The sequence below is a fragment of the Streptomyces sp. NPDC048416 genome, from assembly GCF_043200435.1.
GTDB lineage: Bacteria > Actinomycetota > Actinomycetes > Streptomycetales > Streptomycetaceae > Streptomyces.
In genome coordinates, this window is the sequence record NZ_JBICXU010000005.1 from 348,869 (window position 1) to 373,706 (window position 24,838).

The 24,838-nt window shown below is 71.1% G+C and carries 24 protein-coding genes; 13 read left to right on the forward strand and 11 right to left on the reverse strand.

Annotation, left to right across the window (positions count from 1 at the left end; all coding sequences use genetic code 11):
* Positions 1-37: 37 nt before the first annotated feature.
* Complete coding sequence (locus ACGFW5_RS09805; RefSeq protein ID WP_393833653.1) at positions 38-580, forward strand: DUF1707 domain-containing protein; 543 nt, start codon at positions 38-40, stop codon at positions 578-580.
* A 165-nt stretch (positions 581-745) separates the two neighbouring features.
* On the opposite strand, the gene ACGFW5_RS09810 is transcribed toward ACGFW5_RS09805, so the two are convergent.
* The 6 genes from ACGFW5_RS09810 to ACGFW5_RS09835 all read right to left on the reverse strand — a co-directional run bounded on the left by ACGFW5_RS09810 (position 746) and on the right by ACGFW5_RS09835 (position 6,137).
* Positions 746-964: an MbtH family protein gene (locus ACGFW5_RS09810; protein WP_393833654.1), complete on the reverse strand. Its 219-nt coding sequence runs from the start codon at positions 962-964 to the stop codon at positions 746-748.
* A 22-nt stretch (positions 965-986) separates the two neighbouring features.
* Positions 987-1,973 carry a 2,3-diaminopropionate biosynthesis protein SbnA gene (gene sbnA, locus ACGFW5_RS09815; RefSeq protein WP_393833655.1) on the reverse strand — a complete coding sequence of 329 codons (987 nt, stop codon included), beginning with the start codon at positions 1,971-1,973 and terminating at the stop codon, positions 987-989.
* 429 nt (positions 1,974-2,402) lie between these two features.
* Entirely contained in the window at positions 2,403-2,933 is a 531-nt protein-coding gene (locus tag ACGFW5_RS09820) for a hypothetical protein (RefSeq protein ID WP_393833656.1), read from the reverse strand.
* Between the two features lie 280 nt (positions 2,934-3,213).
* A complete protein-coding gene (locus ACGFW5_RS09825; RefSeq protein WP_393833657.1) occupies positions 3,214-3,480 on the reverse strand; it encodes an acyl-CoA carboxylase subunit epsilon in 267 nt (88 codons plus the stop codon).
* Positions 3,477-5,033, reverse strand: a complete 1,557-nt coding sequence (locus ACGFW5_RS09830) for an acyl-CoA carboxylase subunit beta (protein ID WP_393833658.1) — start codon at positions 5,031-5,033, stop codon at positions 3,477-3,479. Before ACGFW5_RS09830 ends, ACGFW5_RS09825 begins: the two co-directional genes overlap by 4 nt.
* 75 nt (positions 5,034-5,108) lie before the next feature.
* Positions 5,109-6,137: a polyprenyl synthetase family protein gene (locus tag ACGFW5_RS09835; RefSeq protein ID WP_393833659.1), complete on the reverse strand. Its 1,029-nt coding sequence runs from the start codon at positions 6,135-6,137 to the stop codon at positions 5,109-5,111.
* A 397-nt stretch (positions 6,138-6,534) separates the two neighbouring features.
* On the opposite strand from ACGFW5_RS09835, the gene ACGFW5_RS09840 reads away from it, so the two are divergent.
* From ACGFW5_RS09840 to ACGFW5_RS09855, 4 genes are all read left to right on the forward strand, one after another.
* A complete protein-coding gene (locus tag ACGFW5_RS09840) occupies positions 6,535-8,703 on the forward strand; it encodes an MMPL family transporter (RefSeq protein WP_393833660.1) in 2,169 nt (722 codons plus the stop codon).
* A 249-nt stretch (positions 8,704-8,952) separates the two neighbouring features.
* Positions 8,953-9,813 (forward strand): LuxR family transcriptional regulator, encoded by an 861-nt coding sequence (locus tag ACGFW5_RS09845; RefSeq protein ID WP_393833661.1) that lies wholly within the window; start codon positions 8,953-8,955, stop codon positions 9,811-9,813.
* A 7-nt stretch (positions 9,814-9,820) separates the two neighbouring features.
* Positions 9,821-10,729 (forward strand): hypothetical protein, encoded by a 909-nt coding sequence (locus tag ACGFW5_RS09850; protein WP_393833662.1) that lies wholly within the window; start codon positions 9,821-9,823, stop codon positions 10,727-10,729.
* 395 nt (positions 10,730-11,124) lie between these two features.
* Positions 11,125-11,814: a hypothetical protein gene (locus ACGFW5_RS09855; protein ID WP_393833663.1), complete on the forward strand. Its 690-nt coding sequence runs from the start codon at positions 11,125-11,127 to the stop codon at positions 11,812-11,814.
* Positions 11,815-11,820: 6 nt separating this feature from the next.
* On the opposite strand, the gene ACGFW5_RS09860 is transcribed toward ACGFW5_RS09855, so the two are convergent.
* Both ACGFW5_RS09860 and ACGFW5_RS09865 read right to left on the reverse strand, forming a co-directional pair.
* Complete coding sequence (locus ACGFW5_RS09860) at positions 11,821-12,615, reverse strand: TrmB family transcriptional regulator sugar-binding domain-containing protein (RefSeq protein ID WP_393833664.1); 795 nt, start codon at positions 12,613-12,615, stop codon at positions 11,821-11,823.
* An 82-nt stretch (positions 12,616-12,697) separates the two neighbouring features.
* Positions 12,698-13,477: a DNA-binding response regulator gene (locus tag ACGFW5_RS09865; protein WP_393833665.1), complete on the reverse strand. Its 780-nt coding sequence runs from the start codon at positions 13,475-13,477 to the stop codon at positions 12,698-12,700.
* Positions 13,478-13,897: 420 nt separating this feature from the next.
* On the opposite strand from ACGFW5_RS09865, the gene ACGFW5_RS09870 reads away from it, so the two are divergent.
* The 4 genes from ACGFW5_RS09870 to ACGFW5_RS09885 all read left to right on the forward strand — a co-directional run bounded on the left by ACGFW5_RS09870 (position 13,898) and on the right by ACGFW5_RS09885 (position 19,134).
* A complete protein-coding gene (locus tag ACGFW5_RS09870; protein WP_393833666.1) occupies positions 13,898-14,659 on the forward strand; it encodes a 4'-phosphopantetheinyl transferase family protein in 762 nt (253 codons plus the stop codon).
* Between the two features lie 169 nt (positions 14,660-14,828).
* Entirely contained in the window at positions 14,829-17,627 is a 2,799-nt protein-coding gene (locus ACGFW5_RS09875; protein WP_393833667.1) for an AMP-binding protein, read from the forward strand.
* A 60-nt stretch (positions 17,628-17,687) separates the two neighbouring features.
* A complete protein-coding gene (locus tag ACGFW5_RS09880) occupies positions 17,688-18,656 on the forward strand; it encodes an NAD-dependent epimerase/dehydratase family protein (protein ID WP_393833668.1) in 969 nt (322 codons plus the stop codon).
* Between the two features lie 10 nt (positions 18,657-18,666).
* Positions 18,667-19,134: a nuclear transport factor 2 family protein gene (locus ACGFW5_RS09885; RefSeq protein ID WP_393833669.1), complete on the forward strand. Its 468-nt coding sequence runs from the start codon at positions 18,667-18,669 to the stop codon at positions 19,132-19,134.
* A 100-nt stretch (positions 19,135-19,234) separates the two neighbouring features.
* Here the strand turns inward: ACGFW5_RS09885 and ACGFW5_RS09890 are convergent, their stop codons facing one another.
* The 3 genes from ACGFW5_RS09890 to ACGFW5_RS09900 are packed head-to-tail and all read right to left on the reverse strand — an operon-like array spanning position 19,235 to position 21,546.
* Positions 19,235-19,777 carry a hypothetical protein gene (locus ACGFW5_RS09890; RefSeq protein WP_393833670.1) on the reverse strand — a complete coding sequence of 181 codons (543 nt, stop codon included), beginning with the start codon at positions 19,775-19,777 and terminating at the stop codon, positions 19,235-19,237.
* Positions 19,778-20,566 (reverse strand): ABC transporter permease, encoded by a 789-nt coding sequence (locus tag ACGFW5_RS09895; protein ID WP_393833671.1) that lies wholly within the window; start codon positions 20,564-20,566, stop codon positions 19,778-19,780. It abuts the gene before it with no gap.
* A complete protein-coding gene (locus ACGFW5_RS09900; protein ID WP_393833672.1) occupies positions 20,563-21,546 on the reverse strand; it encodes an ATP-binding cassette domain-containing protein in 984 nt (327 codons plus the stop codon). The genes ACGFW5_RS09895 and ACGFW5_RS09900 overlap by 4 nt, the downstream gene beginning before the upstream one ends.
* A 487-nt stretch (positions 21,547-22,033) precedes the next feature.
* Between ACGFW5_RS09900 and ACGFW5_RS09905 the strand changes: the two genes are divergently transcribed.
* The 4 genes from ACGFW5_RS09905 (at position 22,034) to ACGFW5_RS09920 (ending at position 24,764) form a co-directional block, all read left to right on the forward strand.
* Entirely contained in the window at positions 22,034-22,288 is a 255-nt protein-coding gene (locus ACGFW5_RS09905) for a LysR family transcriptional regulator (RefSeq protein WP_393833673.1), read from the forward strand.
* A 413-nt stretch (positions 22,289-22,701) separates the two neighbouring features.
* Positions 22,702-23,613: a recombinase family protein gene (locus ACGFW5_RS09910; protein WP_393833674.1), complete on the forward strand. Its 912-nt coding sequence runs from the start codon at positions 22,702-22,704 to the stop codon at positions 23,611-23,613.
* A 211-nt stretch (positions 23,614-23,824) separates the two neighbouring features.
* Positions 23,825-24,199, forward strand: coding sequence for a hypothetical protein (locus tag ACGFW5_RS09915; RefSeq protein WP_393833675.1), 375 nt, complete (start codon positions 23,825-23,827; stop codon positions 24,197-24,199).
* Between the two features lie 52 nt (positions 24,200-24,251).
* Positions 24,252-24,764: a 3-hydroxyacyl-ACP dehydratase FabZ family protein gene (locus ACGFW5_RS09920; protein ID WP_393833676.1), complete on the forward strand. Its 513-nt coding sequence runs from the start codon at positions 24,252-24,254 to the stop codon at positions 24,762-24,764.
* The last annotated feature ends 74 nt before the right edge of the window (positions 24,765-24,838 follow it).

A 24,838-nucleotide genomic window follows, 5' to 3' on the forward strand; every position in this document is an offset into this window, starting at 1 on the left:
CGCGTGCGATCCGTGGCGCGAGCGCTAGGGTGAAACGATGACCTCCCCGGCACAGGACCCTGCGTCACCGTTCGGCGAAGACGACCGCGACGCGGCCGTGCGGCGCCTCCAGGAGGCGTACGTGCAAGGGCACATCACGCACGAGGAGATGGACGAACGTCTCCACCGGGTGCTCACCGCCGAGGCGGGCGACGCGATCGTGTCGGCCATGGCATCGCTCCCGCCGCAGGACGCGGGCACCACGTCCACGATCGCCGCGGCCGCGGGACGGATCCGGCGCGGCGGCCCCTGGCGGGTGCCCCGGTTCCTCAAGGTCGAGTCCGCGCACGGACGGGTGCGCCTGGACCTGTCGCGTGCCGTCATCGAGCATCCGGTGATCGACATCGAGCTGCAACTCGGCACGGGCGGCGCCAGGATCACCGTGCCGCGCGATGCGGTCGTCGACGTCGAGGGGCTGCGGACCGGGTGGAAGGACCTCCTGTACAAGGCCCGGCGCCACTCCCGACCGGGCGGCCCGAAGATCCGGATCTCCGGCACCATGGGGTACGGGCGGCTGAGGATCCGTCACGCCCGGCGTTGAGGGGCGTCAGCGCAAAGCCGCCCGCCGCACCACGCCGTGGGCCTGGTGCGGGAGGCGGCTTCTTCTCGCTGTAGCTGTAGCCGTAGCCGGAGTTGACGCCGAACGACCGCCGGAGCAGGGAGACCGGGGCCGAGGGTGCGCGAGTGCCGGGCCCCGCGCGGGGCGTCAGGCCGCGTGGCCCTCGGAGGCGGCGATGAGGCTCTTGGGACGCATGTCCGTCCAGTTCCGCTCGATGTGGTCCAGGCAGGACTGTCTCGTGTCCTGGCCGTGCACGGTGGTCCAGCCGCGCGGGACGTCGATGAACACGGGCCAGATGGAGTGCTGGCCCTCGTCGTTCACCAGGACGTAGTAGCCGGCGTCGTTGTCCTCGAAGGGGTTGGTCACGGTCGTTCCTCTTCTCTTTCCGTCAGTGGGTGTACTGCTCTTGGGTGCTCAGCCCGTCCAGGACGTCCGGGCCGTAGAACTCCCGCACCCAGTTGGTGTGATAGAGCGTGTCGAGATAACGCTCGCCGAAGTCGGGTGCGATCGCCACCGAGGTGACCTCGGCGCCCGGCCGGTGTTCGGCGAGCCAGCGGCGCGCACCGGCGATGACGGTGCCGGTGGAGCCGCCGAACATGAAGCCCCGCCTGGCGAGTTGGTGGCAGACCCGGACCGTCTCCGCCTCCGGCACATGCACGATGTGGTCCACGAAGGACTCGTCGAGCAGCGCCGGACGCACGCCCGCGCCCAGGCCCGGGATCATGCGGAGTCCCGGCGGTGTGCCGAAGGTGACGGAACCGACGCTGTCGACCGCGACGACGGTCACGCCCGGGTGGGCCTGGCGGAAGTACCGCGCGCAGCCCATCAGGGTGCCCGTGGTGCCCGCTCCGATGAACAGCACGTCCAGGTGCGGGAACCGGCGGGCTATCGCGGGGGCGGTGACCCGGTAGTGGGCCTTCCAGTTGTTGGGGTTGGCGTGCTGGTTCAGCCACACGTACCGGGGATCGCTCGCGCAGCGTTCGCGTACGTAGTCGAGCCGTGCGCCGAGCAGCCCGCGCTCGGGATCCGCCTCGGTGATCACCTTGACCCGGCTGCCCATGGCTTCGATCAGCAGCCGCGTGGCCAGGTTGCACCGGGCGTCGGTGACGCACTCGAAGGCGTAACCCCGGTTGGCGGCGATCATGCTGAGCGCCACACCCAGGTTGCCGGACGAGGACTCGATCAGGATGGAGTCGGAGCTCAGCAGCCCCTGGCGCTCGGCGGCGTCCACCATTTCGGTGGCGGCCTTGAGCTTGATCGACCCCGCGAAGTTGAAGCCCTCGCATTTGAGATAGACTGGCAGGTCCATCATCGAGTTGAGGTCGAGGTACAGGTCTTCCTGATTGAACTGTTCAGGAGCGTCGACGATGGGCACGCCGTCAGCCTCTCAAGGCGGCCGAGGCCCGGGGTATTCCCGCGGCGACGTGCTCGGAAAAGCGGGAGACCCACTCGATACCGTCCGCCGGGGTCTGCTCGTCTCCGAAAAGCGCCCGTTTCTTCGGGGCGCCGGAAATCACCGCGAACCGCGGCACGTGTCCTTGCACGGATTCCACTCCATCCTCAAGGGGGCTCCGTTTTTCGGCCGCTCCCCTCGACAGGCATTCGGACCAGGCCACTGCGGTGTGCGAAATGCTCGCGCTCCCCTCCTGGGGGACCGGGATTCCGCACCGGCGCAGTGCAGTCGACATGGGGCAAACCCTAGATATCAACCGGCCATGGCCGCATTCGTCCTTCGAATACCTCGATATGGAGTTCACCGCGGCGCCGGGTTTTCACCGGCGCCGGCGCCGGGGCAGGGCGCCGCTCAGTGGTTCTCGCGCACCGGTTCCGGGACCGCGGGCGCGGCCGTGCGCCGCCGGTAGTACGCGATCGCCGACACCGCAAGGAGCGGGGCCCAGGCCAGCAACGGGACGTAGCAGACGACCAGAAGCGCCTCCTGGGCCGCGGAATGCGTGAGGCTGCCCGAGGTCAGGCTGTGGGTCTGGACGATGCCGACGACGATGCTCAGGAGGAAGAGCGCCGCCGCGCCCAGCAGCGCCGGCACCACCGCCGCGAGCGGCCGCACCGGACGGCCGCCGATCAGCGGGATCCAGCGCGGCACGACCTCGCCCCACGGCTGCACCAGACCGAGGGTGAGCAGGGCAAGCCCCTCGGAGACCGCCGTCAGGGTCAGGACGTACAGCTCGCCCCAGCCGGTGCGCAGGGGATCCGATGTGACCGGGAGCCCGACGACCAGGGCGAGCCGCCACAGCCCCGACGGCAGCGTGGCCAGCGGCACGGCGTAGGCCACGAGGGCGGCCCAGCGCGGCACATCGGGAAGTACGTTCCTCGGCATGTGATCCATTCTCATCACGGGGGTGACGCCGTGCCTCACCCTGTGGGGTCATCCGCCTCCCCCGCACGGGGGAGGGGCAGGCACGGCCGTACGGCGGGCACGCGGCGGCCCTTCCCTAGGGGGTGTCTGGTGGATCAGGGTCGGTCAGGGTGCGGCGCCTGGTGCGGTGCATCGCAAGGCGCCGGAACGTCGTGATAGCGGAGCTATCGGGGCGTTCCGGCAACGCCGCGAGGTGCCGTGCCAGGCGCCGCACCCCCGGCCATGATCCACCAGACACCCCCTAGCGCGCGCGTGGCACTCGGTCCCCGGCAGGGCCGCTCTGCCGGGTGACCCAGGAGCGCGGGGAACCGCTCGTGTGCCAGGGGACGGGCCGGCGCACACCGCTGTCCGGACCCGAACCGCCCGGCGCGGAAGGGGAGTTGCGGGCGGCGGCGACGGAGGTCAGTACGGCCGCCACCGCCGCCAGCTCCTCCTCGGTGGGACGCCCCCGCACGACGCGCAGCACGGGGGTGGGGCCGGGCAGCGCGGGGCTCTCGGTGCCCGTCATGCCGGCTGGTTCCCGTGCTTGCGGGCCGGCAGGGCGGCGTGCTTCTCGCGGAGCATCGCGAGGGCGCCGATGAGCACGTCACGGGTCTCGGCGGGGTCGATGACGTCGTCGATCAGGCCGCGTTCGGCCGCGTAGTACGGGTGCATCAGCTCGGCCTTGTACTCCTTGACCAGCTGGGTACGGGTGGACTCGGGATCGTCGGCGGCGGCGATCTGCCGGCGGAAGACCACGTTGGCCGCGCCCTCGGCGCCCATGACCGCGATCTCGTTGGTGGGCCAGGCATAGGACAGGTCGGCGCCGATGGAACGGGAGTCCATGACGATGTACGCGCCGCCGTAGGCCTTGCGCAGGATCAGCGATATCCGCGGGACGCTGGCGTTGCAGTAGGCGTAGAGGAGCTTGGCGCCGTGCCGGATGATGCCGCCGTGCTCCTGGTCGACACCCGGCAGGAAGCCCGGCACGTCCACGAGCGTCACCAGCGGGATGTTGAACGCGTCGCAGAACTGCACGAAGCGCGCGGCTTTTTCCGACGAGTGGATGTCGAGCACACCGGCCATCGACTGCGGCTGGTTGGCGACGATGCCCACCACGTGCCCGTCGAGGCGCGCCAGGGTGCAGATGACGGAGGCCGCCCAGCGCTCGTGCACCTCCATGTGCTCGCCGTCGTCGACGATCTCCTCGATGACGCGGCGCATGTCGTAGGGGCGGCTGCCGTCGCTGGGCACCAGGGAGCGCAACGCTTCTCCCGAGGGGTCCGCCGGGGCCCCGGACGGCACGCCCGGCGGCAGTTGCCGGTTGTTGTCCGGCAGCATCGACAGCAGGTAGCGCACTTCCGCCAGGCACGTCTCCTCGTCGTCGTACGCGAAGTGCGCGACGCCGGAGATCTCCGCGTGCACGTCGGCGCCGCCCAGGCCGTTCTGCGAGACCTGCTCGCCGGTCACGGCCTGGACCACGTCGGGCCCGGTGATGAACATCTGGGAGGTCTCGCGGACCATGAAGACGAAGTCGGTCAGCGCGGGCGAGTAGGCGGCGCCGCCCGCGCAGGGCCCCAGCATCACGCTGATCTGCGGGATGACGCCGGACGCCTTGGTGTTGCGGGCGAAGATGCCGCCGTACCCGGCAAGCGCCGAGACGCCCTCCTGGATACGCGCGCCCGCGCCGTCGTTGAGGCTCACCAGCGGAGCCCCGGCGGCCAGTGCCATGTCCATGATCTTGTGGATCTTGGTGGCGTGGGCTTCGCCGAGCGAGCCGCCGAAGATGCGGAAGTCATGGGCGTACGTGAAGACCGTGCGGCCGTGCACGGTTCCCCAGCCGGTGACCACGCCGTCGGTGTGGGGCCGTTTGTCCTCAAGGCCGAATCCGGTGGCCCGGTGCCGGCGCAGGGTCTCCACCTCACGGAAGGAACCCTCGTCGAAGAGCAGCGCGATGCGCTCCCGTACGGTCAGTTTGCCTTTCGCGTGCTGCTGCTCGGTGGCCCTGGCGCTGCCCTCGTGGGCCTCGTCCCGGATGCGGCGCAGCTCGGCCGCGCGCACCGTGCCGTCGTCCAGCTTCATGTGTCACTCCCTACATGCCGTGCGAGCGGGTCGCCGGGCGTCTGCCGCCACCCCGGAAAGGGGCGCGGATGCGGGCTATTTGGTGCGGGTGGCCACGACGTCGCACAGGGTGTCCAGGGCCCGTCGCGGGGGACCGGCCGGCAGCCGGCGCAGCGCCGAACGCGCCATGGTGAGCCGCTGGTCCCTGATCGCGCGGGCCTCGCCGAGAGCCGCGGACCTCCGCAGCAGGCGCAGCGCCCTGCGGTGGTCCTCGCCCGTGACCCCGAGGGGGGAGCGGAGCAGGGCGCGCAGTTCGCCGTCGCGAGGGTCGTCCCCGGCCAGCGCAAGCAGGGCGGGCAGGCCGGCCACACCGACCGACAGGTCCTTGCCCTGTTCCTTGCCGGTCAGCGCGGACGACGAGGTGATGTCGAGCAGGTCGTCGGAGATCTGGAAGGCCACCCCGAGGTGTTCCCCGTACTGCGCGAGCGCGTCGCCGACCGCGCCGGACGCGCCCGACTGAAGGGCGCCCAGCTTGAGCGAGAGGGAGAGCAGCGCCGCCGTCTTGTGTGAAATCACGGCGAAGTAGTGCGGCAGCGGGCCGTCGTTCGCCGTCGGCCCCACGAGCTCGAGGAGCTGGCCCCGCACCAGGCGCTCGGAGGCCTCGGCGTGCAGCGGCAGCGCCGGGCGCACGAGGTCCGCGGAGAGCTGGGCCGCCATGGCAAGCAGCCAGTTGCCCGCCATGACGGCGACGGAATTGCCCCAGCGGGCGTTGACGCTGGGCACGCCGTGCCGGATGCGGGCCTGGTCCATGACGTCGTCATGGTACAGCGAGGCGGCGTGGGTGAGTTCGGCGACCACGGCGGCGTCGATGACACCCGGGGCCCAGGGGTCCCCGAACTCCGCCGCCACCAGGGTGAGCAGCGGCCGCAGTCGTTTGCCGCCGGCCGCCACGAGATAACCGACCACGTCGGCCACGCGCGGGTCCGCGGCACGCCCCGCGCATTCCGCGAGCCGCTTTTCCACCAATTCCAGGCTCCCGGACAACCGGCTCTCCAGCCCGTTTTCGCGTACGACGATCCGGGAAACCAGCGAACGGACCCGGCCCCCTGTGGTCAGCGTTGACATCCACCCCTCCATCGGGCCGCGTCCTCGTGGTCACGGCCCCCCACGCTGAACCGTAGGAGGGAGGTATCGCCCGGGCACAGGAAAACCCGGACCGCTGTCCGCAAGAGGACACATGCTTCCCGGACGGGGCCTTTTGCGGGCGGCAGTTCCGTACGGGCTGTCAACAACCTGTCGGCCATCGCGCTCGGAGCCTTCAATTCCGTGACGGCGCGCAAGACTTGGCGGACAGCGCCCGGGCCCCGGTCGCCGACCGGGGGGAATCCGACCTGCCGGACGGAACCGCCCGCCGTCTTGGCACCCGGCGTTGTACTGCCGCCGTCCGACACCGGGCGGCCCATGGTGCTGCCCTGCCGCGAACCCGCGGTTTTTGCACCGTATCCATTTCCAAAGGAGCGTCATGTTCGGACGGATAGGACGGTTCTCCGTCAACCGGCCTTGGCTGACCATAGTGTTCTGGATCGTCGCCACGGTTGCGCTGGCCACCCTGGCGCCCGAGCTGAAATCCAGCACGGACCAGGCGGACTTCCTGCCCTCCCGGTACGAGTCGGTCCAGGTGACGAAGATCCAGGAGGAGTCCTTCCCGCAGAAGGAGACCCCGGCGGCCATCGTGGTCTTCCAGCGCACCGACGGCGCCGCGCTGTCGGACGCCGACAAGGCCACCGTCGCCAAGGTCACCGCGGCCCTCCAGGACAAGCACTACAAGACGTTCAAGAACGTCGCGACCACACCCGAGGCGGTGTCCAAGGACGGGAAGATGGCGCTCGCGAGCGTCGCCTCGTCCGAGAAGGACCCGTCGGCCGAGGCCGGTCTCACCTCGCTGCGCCAACTGCGGACGGACGGCAGGGCCGAACTCCACGGCAGTGCGCTGAAGATGGGCGTCACGGGCCCCCTGGCCCTCATGGTCGACTCCAAGGACGCGGCCGGTGACACCGACTCCATGATCATGATGGCCACGCTGGCCCTGATCATCGTGCTGCTCGGGATCATCTTCCGCAGCCCGCTCATCGCCCTTCTGCCGGTCCTCACGATCGCGCTGATGTTCGTCGCGGCCAACGGCCTGATCGCGACCGCGAGCGAGCTCTTCGGCCTTGAGGCGGACGCCAGCAACTCCGCGATCCTCATCGTGGTGCTGTTCGGCGTGGGATCCGACTACATCCTGTTCCTGCTGTTCCGCTACCGCGAACACCTGCGAGCCGGGCAGGAGGCCAAGGAGGCCCTGATCGGCTCCGTCACCCGGGTCGGCGAGACCATCGCCTCCGCCGCCGGCGCCGTGATCGTCGCCTTCCTGGCCCTGGTGCTCTCCACCATGGGCAACATGCGGGCCATGGGCCCCTCGCTGGCGATCTCCGTCGCCGTGACGCTCGTCGCCGCGCTGACCCTGGTCCCCGCGGTCTTCTCGCTCCTCGGCACCAAGGCGTTCTGGCCCTCCAAGGCATGGAAGCGGGCCCCGAAGAACCGGCTCGCCGCCAGGGCCGGCGACATCACCTCCCGGCGCCCCGCGCTGGTCGCCACGGTCGCCGCGGGTGTGCTCGCGCTGCTCGCCATCGGCGCACTCGGGTTCAAGCCCGGCTTCGACCAGGAGAGCTCGCTGCCCAAGAACCTGGAGTCCATCCAGGCCAACGCCGATCTGCAGAAGAGCTTCTCCGCCGGAGAGACCGAGCCGAGCCTGGTCACCGTCAAGTCGACGGCGGGCACGCCGCTGGACAAGGGCGCCCTCGACACCTTCCGGAAGTCCATCGCCGCGGTGAAGAACGTCGGTGACGTCTCCCCGGCCGTGGTGAACCCCAAGGGCGATGTCGCCCTGTACAGCGTGGTGCTGAAGTTCCGGCCCTCGTCCGAGCAGGCCATCGACCTGGTGGCGGGGGATCTGCGCGACGCGGTGCACAAGAACGCGCCCGACGGCTCGAAGGCACGCGTGGGCGGCAAGACGGCCGTCCTCGCCGACATCGAGGACGCCGTCAAGCACGACTACCGCCTGGTCTTCCCGATCGCGGCGCTCGCCATCATGCTCATCCTCGGCCTGCTCCTGCGCAGCGTCGTCGCCCCGCTCTATCTGATGCTCGCCGTCGGCCTCGGCTTCACCGCCACCCTCGGCTCGGCGGTCTATCTGTTCCAGAACATCAGGGGCGAGGACGGGCTGCTGTTCTCGCTGCCGATCGTCGTGTACCTGTTCGTCGTCGCCATCGGCACCGACTACAACATCCTGATGGTGGCCCGACTGCGCGAGGAGGTGCGCAACGGGCGCTCCACGAGCGAGTCGGTGCGCCTGGCCGTCTCCCAGTCGGCGCCCACCATCGGCTCGGCGGCCGTCATCCTGGCCGGCACCTTCGGCGTCCTGATGCTGGCCGACAACTCCATGCTCCAGCAGATGGGCTTCGCGGTGGCGTTCGGCATCCTGGTGACCGCGTTCATCATGGCGCTGCTCCTGGTGCCGACACTGACCGCCCTGATCGGCCCGAAGGCGTGGTGGCCCGGCAACAAGCCCGGACAGCGTCCTGACGGCCCCCAGGAGCCCAGCGAGGGCCCCCGGCACGGCGAACCGGCCACCGTGGGCAGCCACTCGTAGGCCACGGCCTCCAGAGAGCGTACGGACACGGGGCCGGGCGCAACCCGAGAAGAACAGGGTTGCGCCCGGCCCTTACGCATGCTTGGCGCAAGAGCGCAGCTTGCTGCCATATAGGGGTTCTTGTGCCGGTGTGAAGGCTAGCCTTCCCCTCGACCGCGCCCCTGGGGGCTGCCCTACGGGCAGTGGGCGCAAGGCCGTTGTCGTGTCGGACAGGGAAGGGAAGTGGTGAAAGCGGTGGACCGTCGGTGGGTGGCCTCCGGCCCCCGGCACAAGGGGGGCCTCACAGAACGCGCGGATGCCGGCCGCGGCGCGGCCGGTATCGGCCTCGATGCCTTGGAAGGCGCCCTGCTCAAGGCGCACGGGCTCATCGAGTGGGGTGTGTCGACTCAGCACGGCGCTCTCACGCGGAGCCCGGCGCAGCCGCCACCACCGGACGACACGGTGGCGGACCCGCACGCGCACGCCGGTGCTGACCCCGACCCTGACCCCGACTCCGACGCCGACGAGCGGGTGGGCCGGCTCGTCGACCTCGCCCAGTGGTCGGTCGGCATGGTGCTGCCCAGCGACGGCCGACAGGTGCCGGCCATGTGCGCGGCCCTTGAGGCCCTGGGCGACAGGCGCCGCCGAGGGCTCGCCATCCGGCTGCTGTGCACGGCGGGCCCGCCCGACGACGAGGTGCTGCGCGCCCTCGCGGACAGCCGCATGGCGTCCTTCGCCCGGGTCGCGACGACCCGGGCCCGGGAGGCCGTGATCGTGGACGGGAGGGTGGCGTACTTTCCGGCGGACGCGTCCGGCACGGGCCGCACGACCGTACGGACTCCCGCCGTGGTGCGGGTCCTTGAGTCCATGTTCGCCGGCGCCTGGGACACGGCCGTGCCCCTGGCCGACTACGACCGCCTGCGCCACCGCGCCCACAGCGAGACCGTGCGCAGCGTCCTGAGCCATCTCGGCGCCGGGCTCACGGACGACGCCGGGGCGCGGGAGATGCGGGTCTCGCTGCGCACCTACCGCCGTCATGTCGCCGAGCTCATGCGGGCCCTGGGAGCCAGCACACGCTTCGAGGCAGGTGCCCGGGCCGTCGAGCTGGGGCTGATGCCCTGTCACGGGTGATGCGGGCGTGTACACCGCTGCACCAGGGTCGCCCCCGGGGCGTGAGTGGAGCGATGGCCGTCCGGAGCCACGCGCCGGGGACCACGAGATCGGATGGGCCCTCCTTGAGGCCGGCGCCCTGATAGAGGACACGGTCGCCATGTGCGGGGGCCGGGAGCGCGAGGAGACACGGGTCGTCGCGGTGGGACCGGACGAGGCGACCGTGCTGGCGATGGCCGGCGAACTGATCGGTCGCGCGCGGCACTCGGTGGACGTGTCCTTCGCCGACCGCACCTGCCGCTCCCTCGGCGTCGGTGAACTCCTGCGCGCCCTGGTGGCCGACCGGGGCGACGCCGTCCGCGTACGGCTGCTGTACGCCCGCTCGGCGCCCGGCCCCGACCCGCTCCTCGCGCGCCTGGACCGTCCCGCGGCGAGTGAGGGCTTCGACGTACGGATCGCCCGCGTCCCCCTCGTCGACTCCCTCGTGGTGGACGGCCGCAGGGCGCTGCTGATCGCCGAGTCGGCGAGCGGACCCCAGGCGTCCGTCACCCAGGGAGCCGGGGTGGTGGGAGCTCTGTGCGCCCTGTTCGGCGCCGTGTGGAACGGCGCCGCCCCCGTGCCCGGCCGGATCGACTGGGGGGACCGGGCACGCTCGGAGTTCGCCGAGCGGATCCTCGGGTGCCTGTACGCCGGCATGGCCGACGAGCCGGCGGCCCGTGAACTGTCGGTGTCCATGCGGACGTACCGGCGTTACGTCGCCGAGATCATGACGGCGCTGGGCGCGGGCTCCCGCTTCCAGGCGGGCCTGCACGCGGCCGGTCTCGGCCTGCTGCCCGGCCTGGGTGCGCACCGGGCGCCCCCGGACACGGCCCGGAAGACGGCCGCCACCAGGGGCGGGGCGCAGTGGCCCGCCGGGAGCCATGGCAGCTTCCTGTAAGGGTGGTTGCGGTGGGAAGGCCGTAGCGATCAAGAATAGGCGCGGAGTTCGGTTCCGCTGGACCGGCCATCGGTCCCCTGCGGAGAGCTCCGGACTCCGGCCGGCCAATCCGTCCCCCCGACGAGGCCGGCCGGGGCGCGAGACCGGGGGCCAGGCGCAAACCCCCGTGCGCTTCGGCCCCCGGTCGTGCGACAGCTCGTGACGTGCGGGCCGAGGCGCCCCGGACCCCTTGCGGGCCCGGCCGGCAGCTTCTCGCGGTGCCTGCCGCCCCGTACGAGAGACTTCCCACGCACCACCACGAACCGGTGCGCCGTGCTCCAACGGCGCCGCCGTCGACGCCCTGTGCGCCCGCACAGAGGCACCATGGCTCAATTCATCGGAGGAATCAGCGAGCAATGAATCACCGCATCGCAATGACCGCGGCCGTCACCGCCGCCCTGGTGTCCCTGACGGCCGGGGCCGCGTCCGCCGCTCCCGTCCAGGACACCGGCCGCGCCGGGCAGTCCTGCGAAGGGATCAGGCTGACCGGGGAGCTTCCCGCGCCGCCGGCCGGCCAGGCGGTACGGCAGCAGATCACCATCGGCCCGGACTGCAAGCCCGAGCCGGGACCCGTCGAGCACGTCGCGGCCACCGGTGCGGCGCCCTCGGCCAAGGCGCTCCTGGCGGCCCCGGCGGCCAACGCCGCCGCGGGCCACCAGGTGCGCAGCTGGAACGAGATGTTCGACTGCTGCAACATCCGGATGACCGGCGTGTACACCACCTCCGCCTGGAGCACCGACGGCGGGCGCGTCACCACCGCCGCCACCACGGCGACCCAGCAGTGGAACCGCGAGCCCTGGGACGCCGGTTGGTCGCTGAAGTCGGCGAGCGCCAAGGACGACTGCACCACGGACTGCCCCGTGGTGAACTCCGAGGCGCACGCCGACTTCACCTACCGCGGCATCTTCGATGTGACCGGTGCCTGGTACGAGAACACCCACCATTCCTCCGTCCGGCTGAACGCCGATGCCACGGCGACCTGCACCTTCGACGTGGAGCTGAAGCACAGCTTCGTCGGGTGGAACTGGCAGCGCGGCTGCGAGTAAGGACGCTCAGCGCTCCGGATGGCCCGTCAGGGGCCGGGCCGCCGAGGGCGGGAGCAGACCGAGTTCGGCGGCCCGCACCCCGGCCTGGAAGCGTGAACTCGCGCCGAGCAGGGACATGATCTCGGCCACGTAGCGCCGGTAGGTCCGCACGGAGACCGTCTGCTCGCGCGCGGCGACCTCGTCGGTGACCCCGGCCCGCAGGGCGCCGAGTATGCGCTGGGCCATGGCGGCCTGCTCGCGGTCGCTGAAGATGATGCTCTCGCCGGCGGGCACCGCGTCGCTCCACACGTTCTGGAAGAACGTGTGGAGGGTGCGCAGCACGTCCGGCGCCCGGATCACGGAGGAGCGGCGCCCGACCGTGGACTCCGCGACCACGAAGGCGGCGCTGCCGTCGACGATGAGCGCCTGCAACGGGGGCAGCCGTGCCACCCGCACGGCCACCGGTCTCTCTCTGCCGAACTGCTCGCGCACGAACTCCTCGTCGAGCAGCGGCGGGATGGTGAGCAGGCGTACGCGGACCCCGGCGGCCGCGCCGTAGAGCAGTTCCCGCTCCGCCCGCTCCGACTGGCGCGCGGCCCGGTCGGAGGTGCTGGGACGCCGTGCGTGGACGATTTCGATGCTGCGGGTCGCGCCGGCGATCAGAGCCCGGGCGGTGTCGAGCGCGGCGCCGTAGTCGCCGGCCACCGTGGTGATCAGCTGTTCCTGGACACTGCGGTCGCGGTGGATGGCTACGGACGACTCGATGAGGGCCTGCACTTCGAGCAGAGCCTGTTCCAGTTCGTCCTCGCGTCGATCGGACATGTCTTTACGCCCTCCCCGTTCGGTTCATGCCGGTGAGCCACCCCGCGTGCGGGATGGCTCACCGGCACACGGTCCTGTCCGGTCAAGCGGACAGCAGGCCGAACTCGACCGCGCGGACCCCCGCCTGGAAGCGGGAGCTGGCATCGAGTTCGCGCATGATCTCCGCGACGTACCGGCGGTAGGTGCGCAGGGACACGTTGATCTCGCGTGCCGCGGCCTCGTCGGTGTGACCCGCGCGCAGACGCTCAAGGATGCTGCGGACGAGTTCCGTACGCAGGCGGGGGCTGAGCCGCAGATGATCGGCGAGCGTACGGCCGCCCGCCCAGGCGCCGGCGAAGAAGAGCTCAAGGGCGCGGACCGCGGCGGCGTCGTTCACCACCGCGAACTGCCCTCCCGAACCGGGCCCGTTGGCCGGGACGAGCGCCGTCACGCCGTCGACCACGAGGATGCCGCGCAGCTCGCTGTCGGAGACGCGCACATCCAGCCGCGGTTCGGGGAGCCGGCGCAGCCGGGGCGCCGAGGCCTCGGCGGCATCGGCCGTGCACAGCACACGGACGGTCGCGCGTGCGGGGTTCTTGCCCAGCAGCCGCAGGACGGACTCGGTGAACTCGCCCGGCCCGGTGAGGGCGATCGCGACGGAGTGGCGCCCTCGGGCGATCAACTGCTCCATGACGCCGCCCAGCTGGGCGGTGCTGTTGCGCGCGACGGGTGACGGGACCACGAGGCGCTGACGGTGCATCGAGACCGTGGACTCGATCAGAGACCTGGCCTGGAGCAGGGCGTGCTCCAGGTGAGCGGCGTGTTCACCCGCCGCCCATCCCCCTGTTGAATCGGATTCAAGTAGATCAAGTACTGCTTCCATTCCTGTATCCCCCGTTATGTCGTCCAGGTCCTGTCTGCCGTCGCGTCCGCGGTGTGCAGCGGCCACATCGAGAGTCGCCCGAGCCTCGTAATTGGTTGCGCATTAAAGGGTTTAGAGCTGTTGTGGCCGTGGGCGGCAGCAGTCAACTTGAAGCGGTCAGACAGTAGATCGAGTAGTCAGTTTGAGTCAACTTCACAAGGACCTGCATCACTTGGCGGATATTTCACGTCGTGGCCCGTCCCGGCGGGCAAGGGGCCCCTGTGGCCGGTGTCAGTAAGTTGCAGCAGCATCCCGGAAGCGGAAGCTCCGATTGTTGTTTCGGTCATCCTCTGTCTTTCACCTGTCACACACCGCCGCGAGACTGTCCAGTAGAGGTCAAAAGGCGGGCCTCCGGGTCACCTTCCTGCCTACGGTGACGATGTGACGACAACCCGTACACAGACCCCGCCCCCACGTCATCCCGACCCCCGCGCCGACGGGACCTCCGACGTCCGCGTGTGGTGGTGGCGGATTCCGAGCGACACATTCAGCCGGTCCGACCTGGAACTCCTCAATGCGGCGGAGGCGGAAAACGCCAGGCGAATAAAATCAGCCACGGGCGCGGCGCAGTACGTCACCTGCCGGGCGGCCGTACGCCGGGTACTGGCCGAAGTTCTCCGGGTGCCCCACGGCGAGATCTCGCTGGGCCGGAAACCGTGTCCCGAATGCGGCTCGGCCGAGCACGGCCCGCCGGCCGTTCTCACACCGGACGCGGGCCGGGCTATTCACCTCTCCCTTTCTCACACCGGCGGGCTCGGCATGCTGGCGGTGTCCCGCCTTCCCGTGGGCGTCGACGTGGAGGCGGAACGCGACCAGTGGTCACCGGAGCTGGCCGACAAGGTGCTCAGCCCGCGCGAGCGCGCGAGCGTGCTCGCCACTCCCGCTCCCGCCCGCACGAGGGCGTTCCTGCGCTGCTGGACCCGCAAGGAGGCCGTGCTCAAGGCCGTCGGGATCGGCATCGTCACCACCCTGTCCGCGCTGGAGACCCACCCGGAGCTCACCGGCCCCGTCGAGATGACCACCGACGCGCTGGGCTCCCTCTCGGCCTGGCAGGTCATGGACGTAAAGGTCCCCGAGGGCTGGACCGCATCGGTCGCGCTGCCCCTCGGCACGGGCCAGGACATCAGCGTCCATCCCGTCTGACCCCGTCCCGCCCGAGCCCGTCCACCCCTGAGCGCGTCCTTCGCGGGAGCTACCGCGGCCGCCGTACGCCGCCCGGCCCGCGCCGGGACGAACCACCACCCGTGTTCCACCCTTCGACGAAACGGGGTCCGTCACGCCCCCGTCACGCCCCGAGGCAACGGAGAGCCACGTGAGTACCGCCGCACCGCGCACCGTCACCGACCTGCTTCTGAACGCCGCCCGGCACCACGACGACACGGGCATCCGCTACTGCCCGCAGGGCTCGGCCGTGGGATTCCACGACCAGAGTCACACCGAGCTGCTGGACGACGCCCTGCGGCTCCTCACCACCCTGCGCGCGCAGGGACTGCGGCCCCGGGACAAGGTCGTCCTGATCCTGGAGCGGCCCCGGGAGTTCATCACCGCCTTCTGGGCGTCCGTACTGGGCGGGTTCATACCGTGCCCCATGGCGCCGCTGCCCGGCGACCGCACGCGCTGGGCGGCCCAGCTGGCCCACGTCGACACGCTGCTCGACGGTCCGCTCATCGTCACCAGCACGGCGCTGGCCGCCGAACTCCCGCCGGTGGAACGCCACTTCACCCTGAACCTCGACCGGCTCTCCGCCACGGAGCCGGCCCGGCCGCACACCGCAGCGCCGCAGGACACCGCGGTCCTCGTGCTGACCTCGGGTTCGACGGGACACTCCAAGGCCGTCATGCTCAGCCACGCCAACCTGCTGGCCTCGATGGCCGGCAAGAACACCCGCCACCGGCTCGGCGCGGCCGACACCACCTTGAACTGGGTCTCCTTCGACCACGTGGCCGCCCTCCTGGAGTGCCATCTGCTCCCGCTGTCCACGGGCAGCCGGCAGCTCCACACGCAGGCAGCGGTGGTTCTGGGGGACCCGCTGGAATTCCTGCGGCTCATCTCGCGGCACGGCGTGACGATGACCTTCACCCCCAACTTCCTGCTGGGTCTGCTCAACAGCGCGGCGCCGGGGCTGAAGGAAACGGGAGAAGAACTCGACCTGTCCCGGGTGCGCCAGATCATCAGCGGCGGCGAGGCCGTGGTCTGCGCCACCGCAGAGGCCTTTCTCGACTCCTTCGCCCCCTACGGCCTGGCGCGCGACACCCTGTGGCCCGCCTTCGGCATGACCGAGACCTGCGCCGGCAGCATCTACTCGCGGTCCTTCCCCGACATCGACCGGGGCCGCGAGTTCGCCGGGCTCGGCACGCCCGTCGAGGGGGTGCGGATCCGGATCGCCGACCCCGACGACCGTGAACTGCCCGAGGGCGAGGTCGGTGAACTCCAGCTCACCGGGCCCGTGATCACGCGCGGCTACTACAACAACGAGCAGGCCACCCGTGACGCGTTCACCGCCGACGGCTGGTTTCGCAGCGGCGACCTCGGGCACCTCGACGAGGGCCGCCTGACGCTGGTGGGACGCAGCAAGGACAGCGTCATCGTCAACGGCGTCAACTACTTCAGCCACGAGATCGAGACCGTCCTGGAAACCCTGGAGTCGGTGGCCGGGTCCTATGTCGCGGCCTTTCCCGTCCGGCCCGAGGGCAGCGACACCGAGCAGGTGGTGATCGCCTTCCACGCGGAGGTCGCACCGGGTGACGACGCCGCGCTGTACCGGGTACTGACCGCCGTGCGCGGCAGCGTGGTCGGGCACTGGGGATTCAGGCCCGCGCTCGTCCTGCCCCTGCCCAAGGACGCGTTCCCCAAGACCAGCCTCGGCAAGATCCAGCGCTCCCTGCTGCGCGACCGGCTCGCATCGGGCCAGTACGCGGCGCACCAGCGCGCCGTCGCCGACCTCACCACCCGCATGCTCGGCGCCTACACCGCGCCCGTCAGCGCGACCGAACAGGCCGTCGCCGAGGTCTACGCCGACATGTTCGACCTCGACCCGGCCTCCGTGAGCGCCACCGCCAACTTCTTCGAACTGGGCGGGACCTCGCTCGACCTGCTCCGGCTGCGCAGCAGACTGGCCCAGCGGCTCGGCGGCAGCGGCCCGCAGATCGTCACCGTACTCAAGGCGCCGACGGTCCGTGCCCTGGCCGCCCGGCTCACCGGACCGTCGGCGCCCGCCGGCGCCACGGGGACCTACGACCCCGTCGTGCCCCTCCAGACCACCGGCACCAAGACCCCGCTGTTCTGTGTGCACCCCGGTGTCGGCGAGGTCCTGGTCTTCGTCAACCTCGCCAAGTACTTCGTGGGGGACCGGCCGTTCTACGCGCTGCGCGCCCGGGGCTTCAACGAGGGCGAGAAACCCTTCGTGACCTTCGACCAGATGGTCGACTCCTATGTGGACGCCATCCGGGCCCGGCAGCCGCACGGCCCCTACGCCGTGGCCGGCTACTCCTTCGGAGCGGCGGTGGCCTTCGAGATCGCCAAGGCGCTCCGCGCCCAGGGCGAGCGCGTCGACTTCGTCGGCAGTTTCAATCTGCCGCCCCACATCAAGTACCGCATGGAAGAACTCGACTTCATCGAGACGGCCGCCAACCTGGCCTTCTTCCTCGGCCTGCTCGACAAGGAACAGGCGCGGGAACTGCCGGGCCCGCTGCGCGGCCTGCCGCTCGAAGAACAGCTGCGGCAGCTGCTCGACGCGGCATCGCCGGAGCGGATGGCCTCCCTCGACCTGGACCACGAACGGTTCTGCGACTGGGCGGAACTCGCCAACTCCCTCACCAACCTGGGCCGCACGTACGAACCGAGCGGCACGGTGCCCTCCGTCAGCGTCTTCTACGCGACACCGCTGCGGGGCACCAAGGAGGACTGGCTCGCGCACGAGCTGCGCCGCTGGGACGAGCACACCACCGGACCGAACCGGTACATCGAGGTGCCCGGCGAGCACTACACCCTGATGGGCCCCCGGCACGTCGCCGCCTTCCAGACGATTCTGCGCGGCGAACTCGACCGGGCCCTGACGGATGCCGACCGGACCGCGCGGGCGGCGGCAGCCCCGCGCACCGAGGCCCACTGACACACCCCACCGCTACTGTCAGGCACTACCGCATCACACGCACATGACGGGGGAGAGACGATGCTGACGCATCCCAAGGACCAGGAGCCGATCCTGGCAGGCAAGAAGATCCTGGTGACCGGCGGCACCGGCCAGGTGGCCCGGCCGGTGGCCGAGGCACTGGCGCGGCACAACGAGGTCTGGTGCCTGGGCCGGTTCGGCACGCCGGGTGTCGAACGAGAGCTCACCGAGCAGTCCCTCACGACCCGTTTCTGGGACATGGACGACGGGTCGTCCACCGGACTCGACGGCGTCCCCGACGACTTCACCCACGTCATCCACTCCGCCGTACGCCGGGGCGAGGACGGCGACTTCAACGCCGCCGCCGAGGTCAACGCGGTCGCCGCCGGCCGGCTGATGACGCACTGCCGCAACGCCGAGGCCTTCCTGTACGTGTCGACCGGCGCCGTGTACGCCCGGCAGTCCCTCGACCACCGCTACACCGAGACCGACCCGGTCGACGCGGTCGCCGACTGGCTGCCCGCCTACCCCGTGGCCAAGCTCGCGGCGGAGGGCGCGGTGCGCGCCTTCGCGCGGGTCCTCGACCTGCCCACCACCATCGCGCGGCTCAACATCGCGTACGGGCCCGGGGGTTACGGCGGAGTGCCGATGCTGTACTTCAAGCGCATGCTCGCCGGCGAACCCATCGCGGTCCCGCTCAGCGGACAGAACTGGTGCTCGCTGCTGCACACCGACGACCTGGTGGCCCAGGTGCCGCGCCTGTGGGAGGCGGCCCGGACACCCGCCACGCTCGTCAACTGGGGCGGCGACGAGGCGGTGGGCATCACCGACTGCGTCCGCTTCATGCAGGAGCTGACCGGCGTCGAGGCGAAGCTGGTCCCGAGCGCCGTGACCCGCGAGACCTACCAGTTCGACCCCGCCCTGCGCCGCACCCTGACCGGTCCCTGCACGGTCGACTGGCACGACGGCATCCGCCGCACCCTCCAAGCCCACTTCCCCGCCCACGTCCGTCCGCGTGCCCACGCCTGAGGAGCGAGCGATGTCCCTGTCCCTGTATCCCGCGCTCGACGAGCCGCACCCCGGCGCGGACCGCGCCCCCCTCGCCCGCGGCATCTCGGCCCACCTCGCGCTGATCCACCGGGCGTACGAGGCCTTCCACCGCAGGGACGCCGAGGCCCTGCTGGACGTCCTGGACCCCGACGTGCGCTGGGTCCACCCCGACGGCATGGCCGCATACGGCCTGGGCGGCACCAGGACCGGCCACGACGGCGTCAAGGCGTTCCTGGCCCGCGTCCCCACCGTCCTCGGGGGCATGCGGCTCCATCCGCAGGAGTTCGTGGAGTCGGGCGACCGCGTCGTGGTCTTCGGCGAGCGTGACGTCACCTCGGCGAGCGGGCACACCGAGCGGCTGCGGTTCGTGCACTCCTGGACGCTGCGCGACGGCCGTGCCGTGCGGATGGAGGACATCTTCGACACGGTTGTGTTCCAGCGGCTCATCGAGAGCTGACGCCGCGCACGTCGTGCGGTGAAGCAAGCGGCCGGCCCGCCGGATCGGGAGAACATCCCCGATCCGGCGGGCCGGCGTCGTCATGCGTGCGGTCCCGCGCTCACGTCTGGAGCCTGCGGCGGACGGCGTGCAGGATCTCCCGGCGGACGAGCCCGGCCGGAAACCGGATCAGCGTCCAGTACCGGCGGAACTGCCGCCTGGCCGTCTCGTCGGCGCCGAGCACCCGGGTCTCCGTACTCAGGACACCGTCGGCGTACCGGAAGCTGAAGGCGAGTTTGGTGGACCCCGGCTCCGCGTGGGCCAGGAACCAGTCGAGCCGTGCCCCGCCGCGGTCCTCGGGGAACGCCTCGCTCCCCGAGACCGCGGCCAGCACCAGCTCCCGGTCGCTGCGGCTCAGCACCACGAAGCCGCTGGACAAGAACTCGTCGAGCACCGGCTGCTCGGGATCGCGGCGCACGCGGCCGAAGGAGGCGACGCGCAACAGCGAGCTGAACAGCGGCACCTGCGACCAGGTGACCTGGCCGACCGCCCGCAGGACGGCCTCGCCGGACCCTTCGATCCGTACCTGGTGGCGCCGCTTGCGAAAGTGCCAGCGCGGCATCACCTCGTCCAGACGCGAGGGGGCACTCTCCTGCGTCGTCATTCAGCGGGCCGTGGTCTTGCCGAAGCGGCGCACCGCGGCCGGCACGATCACCACGAACAGCACGGCCAGGGCCACGAGCGCCACCACACCGGGGTGCTGGGCCGCGAAGCCGTCGCCCCTGGCCGTGGTCGAGTTGCCCCACAGGCGCCGGCACTCGTCGGTCACCGCGGTCAGCGGGTTCCACTGGGCGACCGCGCGGAGCCAGCCCGGCAGGCCCTTGAGGGGAATGAAGGCGCTCGAAAGGAACATGAACGGCATGACGATCACGAAGCCGAGGGAATTGACCGCCTCACCGCTGCGCAGCACCAGTCCCAGCAGCGCACCGCCCCAGATGGCGACGAAGCCCAGCAGGAGCAGCAGACCGAAACCGGCCAGGTTGTTCCAGAGCCCGCCGTGGATGCGCCAGCCGATCGCGTAACCGACCACGGACATGACGACGCAGGCGATCGCGGAGAGCAGCAGATCGGAGACGGTCCGACCGACGAGGACCGCGGAGCGGGACATGGGCAGGGACCGGAAGCGGTCCATCAGACCGTTGTTGAGGTCTTCGCAGATCCCGACGCCCGTGGTCGTCAGACCGGCGATCATGACCTGCGAGAAGACCCCCGCCATGAAGTACTCGCGGTACTCGACCCCGGGCACCTGCATCGCGCTGCCCAGGACGTAGCCGAAGGCCAGGACGAAGGCCACCGGCATGATGGTGACGGAGAGCAGCTTCTGCGGAACCCGGCGGATGTGCCGGATGTGCCGACCGATCAGGGCCCAGCCGTCGACGATTGCCTCACTCATGCCACGTTCTCCGATTCCGGTTCCGGCTGCGAATCCTGGGCGCGCGTGCCGCTCCCGGTCAGGCTGAGGAATACGTCGTCGAGGGAGGGCTTACGCAGGCTGAAGTCGACGATCCGGGCGCCTTCGCCCTTCAGGGCCGTCACCGCCGCCGCGACCGTGTCGATCCCGCCGTCGACGGGCACCGAGACCCGCCGCCCGCCCTCACCGACGACCGCCGTGCCCACGCCCCACTCGCTCAGGGCCTGCGCGACGCCCTGGGCGCGCGCCGGATCGTCGACGGTCACCTCAAGACGCTCACCGCCGACGCTGACCTTCAGCTCGTCGGGCGTGCCCTCGGCGATGGAACGGCCGCCGTCCAGGACGACGATGCGGTCGGCGAGCTGGTCGGCCTCCTCAAGGTACTGGGTGGTCAGGAGCACCGTCGCGCCGCGGGCGGCCTGCTCGCGCACGAGCTCCCACATGGCGATGCGGTTGATCAGGTCGAGACCCGTGGTGGGTTCGTCGAGGAAGACCACCGGCGGATCGGCCAGCAGGCACGCCGCGAGGTCCAGCCGGCGGCGCATACCGCCGGAGTACGTCTTGACCTGGCGGTCCGCCACATCGGTCAGGTTGAACCGGTCGAGGAGTTCGTCGACGCGGCTGCGCACGGCGCGCCGGCCCAGGTGATAGAGCGTGCCGATCAGACGCAGGTTCTCCAGGCCGGTCAGGCGCTCGTCGACCGCGGCGTACTGCCCCGCGAGGCCGATGTTGCGCCGGACCTCCTTGGCCTGCTTGACCACGTCGAGGCCCACGATCCGGCAGCTGCCGGAGTCGGGGCGCAGCAGGGTCGTCAGGAGCCGGACCGTGGTGGTCTTGCCCGAACCGTTCGGCCCGAGCAGCCCGAGGATCGTGCCCCGGGGCACCGCGAGATTCAGCGCGTCCAGCGCCTTGTGGCGTTCGTAGCTCTTGGTCAGGTCGTGCGTCTCTATGGCGTATTTCACGCCAGCCTCCTCGCGCAGTTGGGGGGTCATGCGGCAACCGAAAGCGCGACGGAGAGCCCCACCCCGGTCTGCGGGTCCGCACGCGGCCGTGAGGCCGGCGGGTGAAGTACGCCGGTGACGCTCACGCCTGACCGGCCGTCAGCCGGCGTCGGCACGACGGTACGCAGTACGGGGGACGTTCTCGATCCCACTGCGAATTCTTCGAAGTGGCGGCCGGGCGGGGCCCCGAGGGTGGATCCCGCGGCGCCGGGGCCGAGGGTCCGGCGGCGGATCACGACGCGTCCGACGGCGGATCACGGCGGGTCCGGCAGCGGATCACGACGGGCCCGGTGGACCACTTATAACACCGCCGCGGAGCGCCGATGACATCTCTACACCTTCCTGCACCGTTCTGTCTGCGTGCTGCCGTCGGGCGCGAACATGGGCGTCGACACCGTGGACCGAGGTCTCTTCCGTCCATGGGCAGCAACATTGAGGAGAGTTGGTCATGCACGAGCGAGAGCTCCGCGCCTTCGTCTCGATCGCGGAGATCGGGAGAATGGATCAGGCCGCCAAGTACCTGGGCTATTCCCAGCCGGCCGTCAGTTACCAGATCAAGTGCCTGGAACAGGCGCTCGGAACCAGGCTGTTCGACCGGGACTCCACCGGGGCCCGGCTCACCCGCGAGGGCCGCATGATCCTGCCTTCGGCGCGGGCCATGCTGTCCCTGTTCGAGAGCATCAAGAGCGTCGTCGGCGTCTGACCCCGGCGCAGCGCCGGGCACCGGCCCGTCGGGCCGACCGGCCACACGCGCCCCACCTGTGCTTTCAGGCTTTGAAACTGGAGTGGCCCGGGCACCGCGGATGCGGTCAGACTCGGGGCAGCCGAGCGAGGGGACGTCGTCGCCCGAGCGTCGTACGGCCCCCTGAACGGGCGGCCGCCACCGTCCGCGCGATCATCTGCCAACGGGCCCCGCCCCCGTGAATGGCACCTTGTGGACACGAAATCCGGCGGGCTCACCAACCCGGCCTAGCGTGGGCGCACCCGGCGCCGGAGCGGGCAGGGCCGCCGTGGGACCCGCATCACACATCCCGGCCGGGCAAGGGCACTTCCGCGCCCTCTCGTACGCATGCACGACGGTACTTGCCCCTCGACGGCGGCAAGGGGAGGGACGCCATGACCATGTCGCCGGCACGTTCGGCCCGATCAACTCAGCCGTGGGCGGCCGGGGCGCAGGCTCCGGCACCCCGCGCCCCGCGGCCCCGGGGCCGTCCCCCCTTCGGCTACCGCCTGGCCCAGGGGCCGGGGGCGACGGAACACGCCGTCGTCCCGGACGAGGACGCGGCGGCGGTGGTGCGGCGCATATGCGAGGAGTACCTGGGCGGCCGGGGCCTCCAGGACATCGCCGAAGGACTGACCACCGACGCCATTGCCAGCCCCGGCGCCCGGGGCTGCCGTGCGGGCGACGTCACGACGGCGTGGTCCAAGGGCGCCGTACGCTCCATCCTGGTGAACCCGCGCTACACGGCGGGCGCCGGCCGGGCGGCCGGGCTCACCCCGATCGTGCGGGCCGACGTGATGGACCGCGTCGCCGAGCTGTTCCGGGCGCGGCGGACGGCCGCCGCGTCGTCCCCGCCGTCCGGGCGCACCTACGCCCTGCGGGGACTTGTGCGCTGCACGTGGTGCAACCGGCTGATGCAGGGCGCCCTCAACAACGGGGAGCGGTACTACCGTTGCCGTGTTCTCGGCGGGCCCGCCCAGGAGGCTCGGGCCGGGCATCCCCGTAACGTCTACCTGCGCGAGCAGGCCGCCGTCACCGCCCTGGTCTCCTGGCTCGGGCGGGTGTGGACGCCGGCCCGGGTGCTGCGGCTGACGGGCCACGGCGCCCACGCCACCGAGGTGCGCCACGCCGTCCACCATGTCGGCGTGCGGCTCCAGGCACTGCCCGACGTGCCTGGCGAGGAGCACGCCGCGCTGTTCCGCTCCCTGGGAGTGCACCTGGCGTACACACACACCTCCCGCACCCTGAACGTGAGGGTCGCCGTCGCCGGCGAGGGCGCATCGGTGAGTGGCGCACTGCGCCTGTGAACCCCGCGCCCGACCGGGCGCGTCGAGCGGGCCCGTACCCAACCGGGCCTCGTACCCAACGGGCCTCGCGCCCACCCGCACCCCGCCGCCCCACCGTGCGGCGCCCCCGGCCGCGCCGCGCACGCACCCCACGACCGCGCGCCGGCTACTCGACCCCGGACACCCCCGCCCCCCCCCAACACCCCACGCCCACCGAAGAGAAGGAGTATCGATGTCCGCTGTCACCCTGCTGCCGGGGGAGACCGTGCAGCACCTGGACGACACCGGGATCACCCTGAGCGTGGTGGTCGATCCGCAGGCACTCGTGCTCACCGGGCACTACCCCCACTTCCCGCTGCTGCCCGGGGTGTTCCTCGTCGACCTGGCCGAACGCGCCGTTGAGCGGTTCGCCGAAGGCCACGGCCGCGCCCTCGAACTGGAGGCCATCGCCTCGACCCGCTTCCACGCGCCGGTTCTGCCCGGCGCCGAGGTCGTCGTCGACTGCGCGTTCAAGGACGGGCCGGGAGCGCTGCGCACGGTCACCGCGCGCTGCGTGGCGGACGGCGTCAAGGCGGCCACCGTCCGGCTGCGCTACCGCGAGCTCTGACGGTTCACGTATCCACCGATCAACCCGCAGGGGAAAGGCAGGCAGGCCGCACATGGACGGCACATTCGGGCCCGCAACGGCGAAATCACTTATTCCGCATCGATACCCGATCCTGTTGGTGGACCGGGTCGTCGAGGTCGTGGCGGGCGAAAGGATAACCACCCTCAAAGCCGTCACATGCAATGAGCCCTGGTATCAGGGTATTGCGGAGGAAGCGACCGACGACGACTACTCCTACCCGACGGCGCTGCTCATCGAGTCCTGGTGCCAGAGCGCCGCGCTGCTCGGGGCGCACGGCGCCGCGCAGGACACGGAAGAACATGACGCACAGGACACGGAAGCAGAGGGCGTCGTCCTGTTCGGCGGGATGTCCGACGTGACGGTCCACGGGCGCGCGTACCCGGGTGACGTGGTCCGCCACGAGGTGACGCTCACTCAGAAGGCTGCGGGCGCAACGTTCTTCGAGGGTACGTCCTCGGTCGCCGGCAAGCCGCTGCTGACCGTCGGTCAGGCCGTGACGCTGGTCAGGCCGGCCTCCTCGCTGGAAGCCGCGCCCGCCCGCTGACCCGGGCGCCACCTGCCGCGCCGAATCCCGGCGAGAAACGGCTCCGTCCCTCGGACATCGAACACTTCAAGGCC